This window comes from Curtobacterium sp. MCBD17_008 (assembly GCF_003234475.1).
In the GTDB taxonomy this organism is placed as follows: Bacteria; Actinomycetota; Actinomycetes; order Actinomycetales; family Microbacteriaceae; genus Curtobacterium.
The window spans coordinates 36,052-52,198 of record NZ_QKTK01000012.1; the positions used below are offsets into that span (position 1 = coordinate 36,052).

A 16,147-nucleotide genomic window follows, 5' to 3' on the forward strand; every position below is an offset into this window, starting at 1 on the left:
TGCGTGCACTCGTCGGTCCGCATCGAGAAGTCGCGCTCCTGGACTTCCCCAATCACCAGAACGTGGGCGACACGATGATCTGGCGAGGCGAACTCGACCATCTGGCGAGTCTCGGCCTCCGCGTGCGGTACCGGACCGACATCAAGCGCTTCTCTCCGGATCTCATGGACAGGTTGGTTCCCGACGGCCCGATCCTGCTCCACGGCGGAGGCAACTTCGGAGACCTCTGGCCCGAGTTCCAGCGTTTCCGGGAACGGATCGTCTCGCTCTACCCGAACCGACGGGTGATCCAGCTCCCGCAGTCCATCGAGTTCCGTGACGCTGCCGCAGCAGAGGCAGCGAACAAGGTGTTCGGGCAACACGACGACTTCCATCTCCTCGTACGCGATTGGCAGTCGCATGCTCGCGCACGAGCGACGCTCCCCGACGTGCGAGTGCAGTTCTGCCACGACGCGGCCCTCGGCTGGCAGCCGAGGACCGGGGGAGGGCGCACGAATGAGAAGGTCGATGTCCTGGTGCTTGCCCGGCGAGACCACGAGCGAGGGGTCGGCATCAGCCGATTCGTGCCTGCACGCCCTGGCCGTCGTGATCGCACCGCCGACTGGGGGCTGAGCGGCATCGACGCGTTGCTCTGGCGGTTGGCTCGCGTCCCGCTGGGCCTCGCCCGGACGGCGCCGAAGCTCGCGTCGCTCCCCGCCTACTACCCGGCGATGTCGTTCTCGTACCGTGCTCTCGCCGCGCTCAACCTCCGAGACGGCCTGCGCCTCTTCCGAGGAAGCCGTTTGATCGCGACCGATCGACTCCATGCCCACGTCCTCGCTCTCCTGCTGCGGAAACCCCACGTCGTGGCCGACAACAACTACGGCAAGATCGCCGGTGTGATGAACGCGAGCACCGGCGACCTCGGTGACTTCTTGTTCGTGTCGGGCGAGGACGAGATCGATTCGGCGATGCAGTGGATCGACGAGGGTCTCCAGCGAGGCGAGGCACTATGACTGTGCAAGCTGACGGCCGCGACGCGGAGATGAACATCGTCTTCGCTCAGGGACGGGACGTCCCGTCTTGGGAGCAGCGTCACGCCGCTGGGCTGATCCCTGATCGCTGGCCGTACGGGTTGGACGGCGTCACCCGTCACTTCGGGGGAGCACGGGCCGTCGAAGTCGGACCACTCCGTCCCCTGCCTCTCCTCGGAGCCCTGCTCTCGGGCCGCCAGCGGCAGCGCGACGCTCGTCGTACGACCATCTCGATGAGTTGGGAGGAGGACGTCGCGCTCCGGATGCTCGAGCAGTACCCGGCGGACATAGCCCTGAGCGGCGTGATCTGGGCGACGGACACCCCGGACTCCATGGCCGCTCGGGTGAAGCAGCGTCTCTCTCGTCGGGCTCTCCGTCAGATGAGCCTGGTGTGGACCTTGAGCAAGCCGCAGGTGGAAATCGTCGAACGCTGGCTCGGTGCCGGCGGACCGCCCGTCCGGTACCTCCGCTTCGGAGTCGACCACGAGTTCTTCACGGAGAAGCCGTTCCCGAGCACGCCGATGCTGTTCAGTGCTGGGGGAGACAGAGACCGAGACCCGGCGACCTTGTTCAGAGCGATCGAGATCGTTCGGCGAGAGCGCCCGACGATCGAGGTCATGGTCCAGTCGCGCACTCAGCTGCAGCCGCCCGACGGTGTCACGGTCGTCCCGTACCTGACACACCAGCAGCTCCGCGAGGCATACGAGCGAGCGTCGGTCGTTGCGATCGCAACTCGTCCGAATGTCCACGCGTCGGGTATGACGGTGTCCCTCGAAGCGATGGCGGTCGGGCGTCCCGTGGTGATCACCGAGACACCCGGTCTTGATGACTATGTTCAGGACGGAGGGACCGGCTTCTTGGTGCCGTGTAGCGATGGCCGTGCCTTGGCCTCGAAGGTCTTGGCTCTGCTCGAGGACCAGGCCGAGGCGCGAGCCATGGGGAGAAGGGCACGCGAGCGCGTCGTCGCGAGCTTCACCTCCGCGCAGATGGCTGATGAACTCGCAGGATTCGCGACATCAGTCAGCGGCGACGCGGGAATCTCGCGCTCCTCGTGAGCCAGGGAAATCAGGCTCATGCAACTCGAGACGGGGTTGCGCTGGTGGAGGCCGTGCACGCGATGTCTTCGTCTCCCCCTGGGCTCTGTTAGTCTCCGGCCATGCGAAGGATCCTCGTGGTCGGAGCGGGGGTTGTACTCACGACACTCGCCGCTGGTCTGATCGTCCGGCAACCGTCGGTCGCGCCATTGACTGTCGCTGCGCTCGTTGCCGTGCTCGTTCTGGTCATCCGTCCCGCATGGTCCATCTACTTGACGCTGATCTTCGCCTTCACGGCCCTTCCGGCCGCCATCCCTACTGAGTTCGAGGTGGCAGGTAGCTCGATCCGGGTACACGAACCGTTCTTGGTGCTCGCTCTCGTGTATTCAGTAGCGCACTTCCGAGCGAGTCGCCGCGCTAATCTCCTGGCCGGGGCATTCGCTGCGTTCGTCGCGGTAGGGCTTCTCGTCGCGTTCGCTTCGCAGAACCCCGTCTCAAAGATCATCTTCGACGCGCGCCCGGTCGTCGAATGTGCCGCAGTGATCTTCATTGCCGTACGCCTGTACGGAACGAAGATCGCTCGCCGATGCATCGTCGTTTTTACCTGGATCTTGTGGGTCTCCGCGGTGATCGTATTCGCAGGGGCGACGCTCGGCGTCAGCGTCGGCGGCCGTACCGAAGAAGCCGACCTCGCAAACCCTGACGCCGTCTCGGGAGCGGCGACTCGGCTGCTCACGAGCGCCACCTTCCCGGCGCTGGCCGTGCTCTGCGCGATAACTGCGCTCGTCGTCGCAGGAAAAATGCCATTACGCAGCTCGTGGGTCTTGGGTGTACCAGCGCTGGTGATTGTGATTCTGAGCTTCTCCAGGAATTCGATCCTGGCGCTCGGCGTAGCAGTACTGTTCGCGGCGCTCATGAGCCGGACAGTTTCGTCTACCACGCGTGCCGTCGGAATCGGCCTCACTACCGTAGCCGTATTCGGGCTATTGGTCGTGATGAACCCCATTCTCGCGGGGCTTCCCGGAGGGGAGTTCATCAATACGCAGGTGGCAAGCTACGCAAGTCGCGTCATCGACGGATTGAACTCAAACGTTCAGGCATCGGACATTTCGGTGCAGTTCCGCGTCAGCGAGGACGGCTGGCTTCTTCAGGGTCTGTCGACGTCTCCGATTTTCGGCCATGGATTCGGGTTCGCCTACAAACCCTCGGCCGGTAGGTCGAGTTTCACACTCGATTACGCGCCGTACTATGCGCACAACTTTTACCTGTGGACCGCAGTGAAGTCGGGACTGCTGGGAGGCGTTCTGATGCTCGTCTCCGTCGTTGGCCCCCTGTGGAGAGCCGTGCGGAAACCAAGCTTCTCGACCATCGCGATCGCGTCCGCTCTTGCAGGAATGCTGGGTTCGTCGTTCGTTGCTCCGGTGGCGCTGAGCGCGACTTCCAGCGTTTTGTTCGGTGTTCTCGTCGGTGCGGTCATCGCGGCGACGGAGGGTTCCAAGGGATCGACGGGCCAAGCACCGGAAAAGCCTCGAGCTGAAGGACGTCCAGTGGCGCCGAGTCGCCCCCCCTCTCGGTTTTTCGACTGTCCCGAAGAGTGCGCGCTGACATAAAGGACTAGTCATGCAACACAGAAGCCTGACTTACAAGTACGAGAGCGTCCAAGCTTTGCGCCTTGCGGCCGCCCTTCTCGTCGTGGTCACACATTCGACTCTTTACGCGCATGATCGACTGGACCAGCGGTTTTCGATCTGGGGCTTCGGGACGATCGGAGTCGACGTTTTCTTTGTCATCAGCGGCTTCGTGATGATGGTGTCGTCGAACAAGCACCTGACTGAAGACGGTTACTGGAGGAAGTTCGCCCTGCGCCGTCTTGTTCGTATTGGACCGATGTACTGGATCGCAACAACAGTCAAGCTCCTGACGCTGCTGGTACTCCCAGGGGCGGTTCTCCATGCGGCCCTGCAACCCGAACAGGTCGCGCTGTCGTACTTTTTTCTTCCTTCTCGAAATGTAGATGGAAATCTGGAGCCACTGCTCGGGGTTGGATGGACGCTGGTATTCGAGATGGGGTTCTACCTGATATTCACTCTCGCCTTGGCGTTGAAGATGAATGTGATGGCGTTCTGTGCGGCGTGCCTGTCATTGCTCGCGCTCGGGTCCCTCTTTGTTGACCACGCAACGGGACCAGCAATTTCGTTCTACCTCGACCCGATCGTACTTTACTTCCTTGTTGGGATGGTCGTTGCGAAATGGACTATCGACCGGTCCTGGCTCGGGACGGCAGGATGGTTCGGCTATATCTTGCTTCTGTGGGTCGTGATCGACAGCTTCAATGACCGTGGGGCATTCGATCTCGATCAGTTGACGAGGAACGTCGGGGTCACCGCGGTCTTCTTCACCACGATCCTGGCGGAACCGATCTTGAACCGAAGAATTCCGCGGGCAGTGGTGTTCATGGGCGACGCGTCGTACTCGCTGTACTTGTTCCACCCCCTACTGGCGCCGGCAGTGCCGGTCGTGCTCAAGAAGCTCGACCTCATCAACCAGCCGCTGTCGGTCGCGCTGTCTGTGGTGGGGGTCCTCGTCGCGGCAGCTCTGATATACAAGTTTCTCGAAAGGCCGATCACCAGAAAGCTCCAATCTCTGCTGCTCGGCAAGCGACCAGAAGCTGCAGCCTCCAGAGAAAGCGAGCGGGATCCGATCGTGCCGACGCGTGAGCCGTGAGAGTACTAACTATCGAGTATCACGCGTGAGCCGTTCTCTAGCAGCACTGGTTTCCGACAACGAACTCGCGCGGTCCCATCGCTCCTTCAGCCGCGCAACGGGACGTTCCACGAGGAACCAACTCACCGTGGCTGCTGCCAGCGTGAGGACGATGACGAGCACGCCGCGGCCCGGTATGCCGGGAGCGACGTTCATCCAGGTGTGGATCGGATAGTTCCACAGGTAGGCCGCATAGGAAAGCTGGCCGAGGGCCCTAAGCGGTGTCAGCCACTTCGAGGGCAGGGTTTGCCACTCGTTAAGTTGTGGGATCAGGGCGACTGTGGCAAGCGCGGCGACGGGGCCGACGACCAAGTACGTAAGTGGCGAGCCTTTTGCCTCTGGCAGTGCGGATAGACCGAGGAGTACCAGCAACATGCCACCGCCGAAATAGTGGCGCCCCCTGCTCAAACTGCGTGACCACGCCGTGAGTCGCGGCATGGCGAAGTAGCCGGCGGCTCCGACGACCATCGCGATACACCAGGACGTCGGGAGCGGGTAGATCCTCCAGATGGTGGGCTCCGTCATCGCCATCGTCGCGATCATGGCAGCGACGATCGCTGCAGCTGAGGCGATGAGCGCGAGAGCTACTCTACGAAAACGTATAGCCAACGCTAGAACAATCGGCCAAACGAGGTAAAACTGTTCCTCAGTCGCAAGGGTCCAGAGGTGCGATAGTGCTTCACTGCCGTGATTGAAGGGGATGTTCATCGTGTACGTGAGGGCGACGATGACGCTTCGCAGTACTTGCAGGCGGTCTCCGAGCGGGTTCCAAATCAGCGAAACCAATGCAAAGCCGACGAGCATGAGCACGAGTGCAGGAAGAAGGCGGAGGGCTCGATTGCGATAGAAGCGTGAGTATCGGACTCGGCCGAATCGGGTCAGGTCGGATACCAGGAGCCCTGTTATGAGGTATCCGCTCAAGCTGAAGAACGTGACGACGCCGACCATCCCGGCCGTGCCCACCGCTTCGGGCCAGGAATGACGGACAAGCACGAGAAGGATCGCGAGGCCTCGAAGAAGGTCAAGCCCTTCGATTCGGCGCGCTGCGCCCCCGGAATACATGGTGGGACTCTAACAGGGCACAAGTACTGAGGCGCGGTGCCGCGGATCGGTCATTCTCGTCGGGACGGTGTGAGCTGTTGTGACGTGACGCTGATCAGAATTGGCCCCACAGCCGCTCGGACCGCGCTCGGGCCGATCCGCTGAGCTCTCGCAGTTCCTCTGCTGACAGAGCGATCGCTGCTGTCGCGGCACGAGCCCAATCCTCTGCCCGTCCGTCCGCCAATAGGTACTCATGGGTAGCCAGCAGGTCCCGGAGGGAGCTGTTCTTCGGGCCGACCACGGGCGTGCCGAGTTCCAGACAGCGCACCGCAATGCCGCTCTGAAAGAAGCGGCGGTAGGGGATCAGAACCACAGACGCGCTCCGAATCAGATCGTAGAGTTCACTCTCGGGCACGAACCGATCGTCGACGCTCCATCCTTCGAGCGCAGGCCATCCGCGGCCGGTGATCGCGTAGTGGGTTGCGGACCCTTCTTCGGCAATTGCCTTGAGGAGTTCGAGATCTCTGTCGGCCTTGTACTGGCCGAGCACCCGTACGACAGTCTCCGAGGGGCGAGAACGTCTGACTTCCGGCTCCAGGATCGGATGTGGCAAACGCGTGAGCGTGGCGGCAGGCAGCGCTCTGCTCACTTCGGCCGCCGCCGCCTCGCTGAGGACGATGATCTTCGCGCGGCCACCGAGTCGGCGGGCAAGGAAACGCGACAGCCGCCCGTAGCCCAGTGAACGGACCAGCGGAACAGGGTCGTGCACTGTCAGCCAGGCACCGGGCAGGCACGCCGTGATGATGAGCAGATCAAGGTATCCAAGGACGGGCCAGGTGACCACGACGCGAGGGAATGAGGTTGCACTGCGTCCCCGCCGACGGAGATCCCACAACGCCTGGACATACCGGAGCACCCATTTCGAGCGGGACCCGCCACCAGCGGAAGGCTCCGGGAACTCAAGCACCTCGGTGGGCTGGCCTGACGCTTCGAGCACACTGACGAGTTCACGCCGGTAGTGCAGCAAGGCAGCGCCGAGCGGGTTGAGGACGACCGTTCGCGTCTTCATCGAGCGAGCCGCTCCGAGAGACCACGGCCGATGCCACGCACAACATCGAGAACGGGGCGGGCGCTGCGTCGTCGGATCGCCTGCGGGAGCGCAGCCCGCAGCGCGACGAACGGGACGAAGGCAATTCTGAGCCGTTGTCCGTTCAGCCGCAGAAGCAGCACCAGGTTGCGGCCCAGGTAGAACATGGGTGTTCCGCCGGAGCTTTGGTGGACACGAGCTGCAGGGACCCAGACGATCGCATGGCCAGCGCGACCGAGGCGGAGATGCAGGTCGACTTCCTCGACGTACATGAAGAACGTCTCGTTGATCCGGAAGTCGGCCAGGAGACGGGCTCGGTAGAGGACGAAGGCGCCGTCGAGCCAGACGCGGCGAACGACAACCGGCTCGTGACGCGCGAAGACGCCGTCGGGCTCAGCGCGGTGGTCATGGTGTCGCGGGACCCGAGCCCAGCGCGTCAGCTTGCCGCCGGTCGACCATACTTCGTCTCGGCCGTCACTGGCTCTCGTCAGCAGGGTCGGCCCGGCAGCGCCGAGGGCGGGGCCAGCGTCCAACGCTGCTTCAAGTGCAGCCAGCGAGCCGGCGGCGATACGTACCTCGTGCGTTGCGACGAGGAGGTACTCGTAGGACGCTCGGTCCAGGAGCGCGCGAACGCCCTCATTGACGGCTGCACCGTACCCACGATTCGGGACGAAGAGCAGATCGACGTCCTGCGGCACCGCTGCGCGAAGCCTTCTCTCCGACGTTTGTTGTTCGCTGTTGTCCACGATCAGGATGTCGCCTACGTCGAGTCCTTGAGACAAGAGATCGGACACTACTGTGCCGATGGTGTCGTAACTACGGTGGTGCACCACAACTGAGCCGGTACGACCTGTCATCGAGGGTCCTCCTGTCCGACGCGCAGCCATCGGTCCGCTACAACGCGCCCGTCCTCCGCCGGGAGTGCTGCCACGACCGCCCGCGGATCGAGTGGTTGGGTCAACGCTGTCTCGACCGCCTCTGGCAATGCGAGGCCGGTGCGATCCACGATGAAGTGGCCGTGAGCAGCCAACCAAGATGAAAGCCCGGTGTCCGATGTGCTCACCACGGTCACTCCCGCCGCCAGCGCCTCTTTGATGGGGAGGCTGATCTGCTCCCGCCAACGGCCGTCGCGCTGGGAAGGGGCGACCAGCACCGCGCTCTCCCCCAGAAGCCCAGCGACGCGAGCGTGCGGTAGCGGGCCCACCGGCTTCCGGCGGTCCGGCTTCAACCGAGACCATTTCAGGACCTCGTCGGACAGGGGGCCATCGCCGACGATCGTGAGGACTTCCTCTGGTAACGCCTGTTCGACCTTCTCCCATGCCGCTTGCAACTGGGCGATGCCCTTGCGAGGTTCCAGTGCGCCAACGAAGATCGCGCCCCGACGGTCGCTTGGCCCGGGCACTTGCGTCGGAGGCTGGGCGGGGAGCTCTTCGATGAGCGCATTCGATACGCCACGGAGGAACGGCAAGGACTGGTAACTCCGCTGCGCCCCCTGCGAGCCGAAGGCGATCGCGTCGATCAGGAGTCTGGCGGTACCTCCGACCAGAGCGAGCGCGAGAGCGACCACCGGCTTCGGATACGACTTCGTTCCGAAGAGTGCTCGCTGCGGCTCATTGTTCTCGATTCCGTAGAAGACTCTCTGACTCGGACCACGCGTGCAGATCTTGTGGACCAACAGGACCGCGACGGTGCGGGGAAGCTCCCGCGCCCAGAGGAGTTCGGGCACCTCGAGAACCCGCACGTCGCCACGGGCGACAGCTCGCAGAGCCGACCGAGTGCTCATCGGGACGAAGTGGCCGGGGACGTCCCCAGCCGGGAGGTCGTAGTTCCTGTCGAAGAACCAGCCTTCAGCAGGCATCAGTTTCGAATCGCGCTGCACCTGCGCCGCTCGGAGTTCGGGGTAGATGCGAACCGAGCGATTGGCGGTCCTCATCGCTGTTTCTTGTCGATGAGGTCTGCCAAGGCTGTTTCGTAGGCGCGGCAGACGCCGTGCCAGGAATAATCGGCTTGCGCTCGCTCACGAGCTGCCTGACCCAGTCGTTCGCCATCGCCAGACGTCATCAGCTCGTCCACACGTTCGATGATCGAGTCCGCGTCGGGCTGCACGAACAGACCCGTTTCGGCCAGTGTCTCGCGGTTGTAGACAGTGTCTCGAGCAACTGTCGGGGCGCCGCTGGCCATCGCCTGGACCAGTGCTGGGTTGGTCCCGCCGACACTGTGTCCGTGGAAGTAGGCTCCGGCGTGCTGCCAGAGAGACTTCAAGCGATCGTCATCGTTGACGTGCCCGAGCCAACGGATCTGCGGCGAACGATCTGACAGTGCCTGCGCGGCACGGTCGAAGTCTCCGTGGAATCCATCGCTCCCGACGATGACGACCGGCCATCGCTCGGCGAGTACTTCTGCAGCCTGGAAGAACTCGTTGATGCTGTTCTCGGGGACGAATCTCGCGACGTAGAGCACATACCCTCGGTGCTGCAATCCGTCGTCGACCGGCAGCGCGCCGTGCGTGTCGCCGCCGTATGGGATGAACGTGCCGTCCGCGTGGAACTCACGCTTCCAACGGTCCCCGATCGCCCGGGCATCGAACACGAGCTCGTCAGCCCACCGAGCTGACATCACGGCTCCTGCTCGGAAGACCGCCTTCGCGGCTCTGTTCCACTTCGCACGGTCCCACTCGATCCCGTCGACGTTGAGCAGCGTCGGGACGCCGCGAGCGCGAAGGGCAGGCAGGAAGAACCCGTTGGCCACGTTCATGATGAGGGCGACGTCGGGCTTCCGCGAGAACGCAGATGCGGTTGCCGTCGCGCCGAACGACAATGTGCTGAGCGACTTGGAGTTGACCCCCCAGCTGTAGACGCTGCGGACATCGTCGTTGCGCTCGGGATCGTCCGCCTGGACGGAACCCTTCCGGCCGTAGACGGTCACGTCCCATCCGGCATCAGCGAGGAACGGTGCGAGACGACGAACCGCGGTCTCAAAGCCTCCGTAGTAACTGGGATACCCGCGAGTACCGATGATGGCCACGGATCGACTCACAGATGGCTCCGCTCGATGAGATGGACGGTAGAGCCAATCGTAGGTGCAAAGCGGAAGAACACTCATTGCTCGCGACCGTTCTCAATACGAAAAAGGCCCGTGTGAGCAGGGTGGCTCGAGCGCCGCGCTCGTCAGCGAGGCTTCCTCGCGTGAGGAACCCTAGAATCGATTCATGTCCGACCTGCCCGAGTCGCGACGCACTGCTGTACGCCGGGGATCCAGGGCCCGGGTCGTGCTGTGGATCGTCCTTGCACTCGTCCTCCTCTTGATCTTCGCCGTCGCCTGGGTCGGTACCCGAGGGCTCCTCGCGAAACGCCACCTCGAGCAGTCAGTCTCCCTCGTGAGCACTTTGCGGTCGGAGATCACCGAGGGGAACACCCCGGCGGCTCAGCGGACGGCGAAGCAGTTGGAAGACCACGCGTCGGCCGCGCGGAGCTTGACCGGCGACCCGATCTGGGGAGCGGCTCAGCACATGCCCTTCTTCGGCACCAACCTCCGGGCCGTCCGCGAGGTCGCGGTCGTCGTCGACGACGTGGCGAGTGGCGCTGTGCGCCCGGTTGCAGGCGTCATCGGTGACCTCAACGAGGACGCGTTCACCCCGAAGGGCGGGCGCGTCGACCTGGAACCGCTCGTCGACGCTCAGCCGGAAGTTGCTCGTGCGACGAAGACGCTGTCGAAGGCGACGAACGAGGCGGACCGGATCGACACCAGCGCCACGCTGTCGCCGGTGACATCGGCGGTGAACCAGCTCCGGAACGCTCTGGCGACGGTGTCGCAGCAGGCGGACACGGCCAACAAGGTGCTTCAGCTGGCACCGGCCATGCTCGGACATGACGGCGACCGGAACTACGTGCTGCTCTTTCAGAACAACGCTGAGCTGCGTGCTGGTGGGGGCATCCCCGGCGCGGTGGCCCTCTTGCAGGCAAGGGACGGGGCGATCAGTCTCGGCAACCAGGCTGCGGGGTCGTCCTTCGGGCCGTACGAGAAGCCGGTTTTGCCGCTGTCTCCAGAAACAACGAGCCTGTACGGCGACATCACCGGGCGGTACATGCAGGACGTCAACCTCACGCCACGATTCGACGTCACGGGAGCGCTCGCGCGGGAGATGTGGAAGCAGAAGTTCGGGCAGCAGGTGGATGGTGTCCTGGCGATCGACCCCGTCACACTCGGGTACATCCTCCGGGCGACCGGTCCGGTGCAGCTGCCGACCGGGGACACCCTGACGTCGGACAACGCAGCGAAGCTCCTGTTGAGCGACGTCTACGCCAAGTACCCGGACCCGACGGCGCAGGACGCCTTCTTCGCATCGGCGGCGAGTGCGGTCTTCGAGAAGGTGTCGAGCGGTGGCTTCGACACCAAGGCCTTCATCACCGCGTTGACCGACGGCACGAAGGACGGGCGACTCCGGCTTTGGAGCGCGAACGAGGCGGAGCAGAAGCAGATCGCCGGGACCGCGGTTGCCGGCACCCTGCCGACCGCGTCGGCGAAGACGCGTGAATTCGGCGTCTACCTCAACGACGGCACCGCCGCGAAGATGGACTACTACCTCGACAAGAAGGTGTCGGTCGGAAGCTCAGTGTGTCGGAAGGACGGCCGTCCGACTTCTGTCGTCGAGGTCACGCTGAAGAACACGGCACCCGCCGACGCTGCGACGAGCCTCCCGCGCTACGTCACCGGTGGCGGCGACTTCGGCACCGAACCCGGCAAGATCAAGACGCTCGTTGCGGTTTACGCTCCCAAGAACGGCATCTACCTCGGGGCTTCGCAGGACGGCAAGGGCGCGGCCCTGCAGACCGCGACGGACGGCGAGCACCCGGTGGCGCAGATCCAGACGCTGCTCGCGCCGGGCCAGAGCACGACCTTCCGCGTCGCGTTCCTCGGGGAGGCGAAGTTCGCGAAGGCCGGAGTGCAGGCGGAGTCGACGCCCGGCGTCCGTCAGACCAAGGTCGAGCCGCTGCAGTTCGACTGCGCCGAGCCGGTCCCGGTCGGCTGACGGCGGCAAGTGCGCGGACTGTAGGGCACTCGATGACCGCTCTCCTCGCATGGTGAGACGGCGTTTCGCCGAACTACGCGGGCGATCGTGCCCCCAATCCGGGGGTGCTGGTTGGCCTGAGCAAGCTCCTAGCGGATACAGCTGGTGCCGTGGTCTCCACAAGAGATGGGCGTCGTGAACGTCATGGCCCTCGTGACCTGGGGTTCTCCGTCTCGGGAATGAGGTGCGCGACGCACAGGCGTTCGCGAGCACCTGCTCGCTGGGAGATGACCCAGCCCCTGTTCACGAATTCGTTGCACGAAGGGTGGCAACACTCTGTGAACATCCGCTACATTGAGGGAACTTCGCCAATCGCACGTGCCATGTCTGTGGTCACGGGGGGATTGACATCTGCGGAGGCAGGGCTCTGGTATCAGGGTCTGTCGGATCAGATCACTAGGGGAACCACTTCATGAAGAAGCTCATCGCCGCGGTCGTGCTGGCTGGCGCCGCACTGCTCGCAACTCCGGCCGCTGCCAACGCAGCTGGCTACGCTCCCGACTCGGACGTCTCGATCTCTGGCAACTACGTCGCCGGTGGCATCGTCGTCATCAACTTCAGCGAAGGCGCCTTCCAGAACAACGAGACGGTCAACGTCCAGATCACCGGCGCCGGTGTCAACGACGCCACGCTCGGTGCCCTGCCCGTGACCACCGTCTCGAAGGCCTACACGGCCGGTGCCGACGGCTCGCTCCCCGTTCGCGTCACCCTCCCGGTGGGCGGCTCGGGCAGCTACAACCTGACCGCCACGGGCGCCACCTCCGGTGTCGTCGGCGTCGCGTCCTTCACCATCGCCCCGGCTGACGTTGCTGCTGGCGCTGGCAACGGCACGGGCACGGCTGCCAACGGCACCAACGGTTCCCTCGCCTTCACCGGTTCGACCGTCTCCACCCTGGCCCTCTGGGTCGCCGGTGGCGCCGTCGTCCTCGGTGGCGGCCTGCTCGTCGTGCGCGGCTCGGTCCGTCGCCAGCGCGAGACCGTCTGAGCTACAGCTCACTGAGCGGGACCCCCGGAGCCGTCAGGCTCCGGGGGTTTCGTCGTGTCCAGGGGGCTACGTCACGTCACGACGAGGAGGATGCCGACGACGCCGATGACGGCGAGCGGCGCGACCACCCAGAGCCACCAGGGGAACGCGGAGGGACGACGGTACTGTCTGCGATTCGGGTTCACACGCCGACCGTAGGGCGGTGAGGTGTCCGGCGGACGGTCACTGCACCTCCTGGCAGGTGCACGCGGAGGATTCTCGGCTGGCCGTCACACGTCGGACACAGCGGCGGGCGCCTTCGGCAACTCCCACACCTCTGCGTACCGCTCCCGCACGAGCGGCCAGACCTGCGCGACCGCGTCATCGACGGAACGCACCGAGTCGCTGAGCGGCGGGGTCAGCACGAACTCGTGGGGGATGGGCCGCCCAGAGCGGTCCCGGCGCCCTTCAGGATCGGGGAAGCGCACGGCGAGCATCCCGGAGCGACGACGGACGACGGCCGGCACGTCACCCATCCCGTCGAACGCCTGCTCGTAGCGGGCGAGCGGGTCCTGCCCCGGCTGCTCGGTCGACAGGAACCGGAAGCCCCACGTGCGGCCCCGGGTCGCCCAGATGAAGCTCACGACTCACCCCGGCGCAGCACGCGCTGCTCGACCCCGCGGTCCAGGTCCTCGGCGAAGCGCGCGAGCACGCGAGAGGTGAACTCCTGCTCGGCCACCGCCTCGTCCTTGATCTTCGCGACGCGCTTCGTGGCGAAGCTGACGGCCCGGGAACCGATGCCGCCACCGATCCAGCCCGCGGCCGCACCGACGAGCGGGGACTTGCCGTAGCGCGAGGTCGCCAGGAACCCGACGACGGGCCCGACGAACTTCAACAGCTGCTCCGCTACCTGCGCCCCGCGCTGGCGCGTCGTCGCCCACTTCGCGAAGCGCTCGAACGGCAGCATCGCGGTGATGGGCAGGAGCAGGTCCACACCGGTGCGGGTCGTCACGTCGATGTTCCCCGGCTCGAACTTCGCCGACGACAGCAGCAGGAAGTCCTCACCGACGTCGAGCGCGTCCGGGTCCTGCACGAAGCTCTGCAGCACGTCGCGGAGTTCGTCGAGCTCGCCGCCGGCCTTACCGATGACGAGCTCCCGGAACGCCTCGACGTCGATGTCGGGCAGCAGGTCCGCCTTGGAGAGCGCCAGGGTCCAGATCCGCGGGAAGCGGGTGAGCCGCTTGCCGTCCTCGAGCACGTCGTCACGCAGGGCGTAGAGCCCGGTGTGGAAGTCGGTGATCAGGGCCTTCAGGTAGCGCTCTTCCTCGCCGGCGTGCTCGGCGAGGAGCTGCCCGTCGACGAGCAGCACGGCGACGTCGGCGCTGAGGAGCGACCGGAAGGTCTCGACCCGGCGCGCGGCCTCGTCGGCGGAGCTGGGGTCCTCCTCGAACCACTCGCCGGGGTAGTCGTGCCACACGATCCGGAGGGGCTTCATCGCCTTCTGCCTCGACCGGCCCTTCGGCAGGGAGTCCGCCGACGGCTCGATGACGAAGCGGTACGAGGTCGAGGCGAACCGGGTCGGGCTGGGCACGGTGTCGCCGTCGCGCATGCCCAGGTAGTTGCGGTGCAGCGTGCGGCCCTGGGCACGGTCCTCGGCGGTCACGGCGAACCGGTTCGATCGTCGGACGCTCGGCTCCTGGGCGGAGCCGTAGAACGACGAGAGCAGGACGGTCTTGCCGCTGCCACTCCCTCCGAAGACGGCGATGTGCTGCTCCACCATCGGGGTGCTGTTCGAGGCCATGTCACCGACCGTAGGCGGCGGCACGTGCGGAGAGGCTGAGCCGCCCTCGGGTGGATGAGCCGCGAGTGGCCGTCAGCGCCGTCGCCGCGCCGCCACCCCGAGCAGCACGACCCCGAGCAGCGCCCCGACGACGGCGCCCATCGTGTTCGCCACCACGTCGTCGATCGTCGCGAACCGCGCCGGCAGGAACAGCGCCTGCCCGGTCTCGATGGCGGCGCTGACGAGCAGCCCCGCCGCCGCGCCGGCCCACCACCAGCGGGCCCCGGCGAGCAGCACGACGAGCAGGCCCAGCGGCACGAAGAACGCCACGTTCGCCAGCGACTCGAACAGCTCGTACCCGAACCAGCTCGGCGCTCCGCGCCGTTGCGCCGCGGCGACCACACGGGCGAGCAGCGGCTGCACGCGTGCGTCGACCGGGGTGCCCCAGAACCCGATGAGGACCACCGCCACCCCGTAGCCCACGGCGAGCACCCCGGCGACGCTGCGGCTCCGCCCAGTCGCGTGCGCGCTCGTGCTGTCGTGGCGCCGCAGGGCGCTGCCGGACCCGGCCATGCGGCCGACGGACGCCGACGGCACGTCGTGCACGCGGTCGTCCGGTCGGTCAGGGGTCACGGGGAGTGACGCTACCGGGGCGGGCCTCCAGGCCGGGTCCGCCGGCCGGCGGATCTCCGCACGGGAGGCCCGGCCAGCCTCCGCCTCGTTTCGTCCGGATCGCGAGTACCCCGCTTTGTCCCCTGTACCCCGGAAACGTGACGTGTTGTCCCGGTTTTCCGGGGTTCGATACCCGAGCGGATCAGGAGAACCCGTGAATGCACGGGGCTGGCTGGTGAGGCGAGGGCGTCCCCCGTACCGTTGACCCCGCAAGCAGATGTACCCCAGAACGTGAAGGAGCAGGGCCATGACGATCATCAGCCACGACGTGCACCAGGTCGAGGTGACCCTCGACACGGACACCGTCGACACGATCGCCGTGCTCGAGGCCCAGGTGGCCCACACTCCCTCCCGCGCCATGCTCACGTGGACCGAGGTCGAGACCGGCCTCTGGTCCGCCAACTACGGCGGCTACTTCGGTGGCACGGTCGACAAGCGGGACGGGCACTACTTCGTGTCCGACACGTTCGGCCAGTACGTCGGGGACTTCCGCTCGCTGGAGGACGCACAGTCGCGTCTCGCCGAGCGCCTGCACATCGTGCTCCCGTCCGTCATCCGACCGGTCGACTGACCGAACCCGACACGGAGCACGCAGAAGCGAAGCACCACCCGGAGGCCTGACCTCCGGAACAGCATGACCGAGGCCCCGCCGGAACACCGGCGGGGCTTCGACGTTGCCGGGGGAGGCGAGCCGGAGCGGGGACGAGGTGCAGGGCCAGAACCGG

At 65.5% G+C, this 16,147-nt stretch carries 15 protein-coding genes; 7 read left to right on the forward strand and 8 right to left on the reverse strand.

Annotated features, from left to right (window positions below):
• Positions 1-74: 74 nt before the first annotated feature.
• From DEI95_RS11905 to DEI95_RS11920, 4 genes are all read left to right on the forward strand, one after another.
• Positions 75-995, forward strand: coding sequence for a polysaccharide pyruvyl transferase family protein (locus DEI95_RS11905; RefSeq protein WP_258367596.1), 921 nt, complete (start codon positions 75-77; stop codon positions 993-995).
• Positions 992-2,068, forward strand: coding sequence for a glycosyltransferase family 4 protein (locus DEI95_RS11910; RefSeq protein WP_111060355.1), 1,077 nt, complete (start codon positions 992-994; stop codon positions 2,066-2,068). Before DEI95_RS11905 ends, DEI95_RS11910 begins: the two co-directional genes overlap by 4 nt.
• Positions 2,069-2,169: 101 nt before the next feature.
• The gene (locus DEI95_RS11915) at positions 2,170-3,657 is read left to right on the forward strand and encodes an O-antigen ligase (RefSeq protein WP_111060356.1); all 1,488 of its coding nucleotides are present in this window, start codon (positions 2,170-2,172) and stop codon (positions 3,655-3,657) included.
• 10 nt (positions 3,658-3,667) lie between these two features.
• The gene (locus DEI95_RS11920) at positions 3,668-4,771 is read left to right on the forward strand and encodes an acyltransferase (protein ID WP_111060357.1); all 1,104 of its coding nucleotides are present in this window, start codon (positions 3,668-3,670) and stop codon (positions 4,769-4,771) included.
• Positions 4,772-4,780: 9 nt separating this feature from the next.
• Here the strand turns inward: DEI95_RS11920 and DEI95_RS11925 are convergent, their stop codons facing one another.
• The 5 genes from DEI95_RS11925 to DEI95_RS11945 all read right to left on the reverse strand — a co-directional run bounded on the left by DEI95_RS11925 (position 4,781) and on the right by DEI95_RS11945 (position 9,962).
• Positions 4,781-5,872 carry an acyltransferase gene (locus DEI95_RS11925; protein ID WP_111060358.1) on the reverse strand — a complete coding sequence of 364 codons (1,092 nt, stop codon included), beginning with the start codon at positions 5,870-5,872 and terminating at the stop codon, positions 4,781-4,783.
• 94 nt (positions 5,873-5,966) lie between these two features.
• Positions 5,967-6,920: a hypothetical protein gene (locus DEI95_RS11930; RefSeq protein ID WP_111060359.1), complete on the reverse strand. Its 954-nt coding sequence runs from the start codon at positions 6,918-6,920 to the stop codon at positions 5,967-5,969.
• On the reverse strand, positions 6,917-7,732 hold the full coding sequence (locus DEI95_RS11935; RefSeq protein ID WP_181436316.1) for a glycosyltransferase: 816 nt from the start codon (positions 7,730-7,732) through the stop codon (positions 6,917-6,919). The genes DEI95_RS11930 and DEI95_RS11935 overlap by 4 nt, the downstream gene beginning before the upstream one ends.
• 59 nt (positions 7,733-7,791) lie before the next feature.
• Positions 7,792-8,871 carry a glycosyltransferase gene (locus DEI95_RS11940; RefSeq protein WP_111060361.1) on the reverse strand — a complete coding sequence of 360 codons (1,080 nt, stop codon included), beginning with the start codon at positions 8,869-8,871 and terminating at the stop codon, positions 7,792-7,794.
• On the reverse strand, positions 8,868-9,962 hold the full coding sequence (locus DEI95_RS11945; protein ID WP_258367584.1) for a glycosyltransferase: 1,095 nt from the start codon (positions 9,960-9,962) through the stop codon (positions 8,868-8,870). Before DEI95_RS11945 ends, DEI95_RS11940 begins: the two co-directional genes overlap by 4 nt.
• A gap of 184 nt (positions 9,963-10,146) precedes the next feature.
• Here DEI95_RS11945 and DEI95_RS11950 point away from each other — a divergent pair, with 184 nt between their 5' ends.
• The gene (locus tag DEI95_RS11950; RefSeq protein WP_111060363.1) at positions 10,147-11,967 is read left to right on the forward strand and encodes a DUF4012 domain-containing protein; all 1,821 of its coding nucleotides are present in this window, start codon (positions 10,147-10,149) and stop codon (positions 11,965-11,967) included.
• A gap of 451 nt (positions 11,968-12,418) precedes the next feature.
• Positions 12,419-12,991 carry a sortase gene (locus tag DEI95_RS11955; protein WP_110823476.1) on the forward strand — a complete coding sequence of 191 codons (573 nt, stop codon included), beginning with the start codon at positions 12,419-12,421 and terminating at the stop codon, positions 12,989-12,991.
• Between the two features lie 269 nt (positions 12,992-13,260).
• Here the strand turns inward: DEI95_RS11955 and DEI95_RS11960 are convergent, their stop codons facing one another.
• From DEI95_RS11960 to DEI95_RS16725, 3 genes are all read right to left on the reverse strand, one after another.
• Positions 13,261-13,614, reverse strand: coding sequence for a hypothetical protein (locus DEI95_RS11960; protein WP_111060364.1), 354 nt, complete (start codon positions 13,612-13,614; stop codon positions 13,261-13,263).
• Entirely contained in the window at positions 13,611-14,771 is a 1,161-nt protein-coding gene (locus DEI95_RS11965) for an ATP/GTP-binding protein (protein ID WP_258367585.1), read from the reverse strand. The genes DEI95_RS11960 and DEI95_RS11965 overlap by 4 nt, the downstream gene beginning before the upstream one ends.
• Positions 14,772-14,843: 72 nt before the next feature.
• Positions 14,844-15,383 carry a VanZ family protein gene (locus DEI95_RS16725; RefSeq protein ID WP_181436318.1) on the reverse strand — a complete coding sequence of 180 codons (540 nt, stop codon included), beginning with the start codon at positions 15,381-15,383 and terminating at the stop codon, positions 14,844-14,846.
• A gap of 286 nt (positions 15,384-15,669) precedes the next feature.
• Here DEI95_RS16725 and DEI95_RS11975 point away from each other — a divergent pair, with 286 nt between their 5' ends.
• Positions 15,670-15,993, forward strand: a complete 324-nt coding sequence (locus tag DEI95_RS11975) for a hypothetical protein (RefSeq protein WP_110890758.1) — start codon at positions 15,670-15,672, stop codon at positions 15,991-15,993.
• Positions 15,994-16,147: the final 154 nt, after the last annotated feature.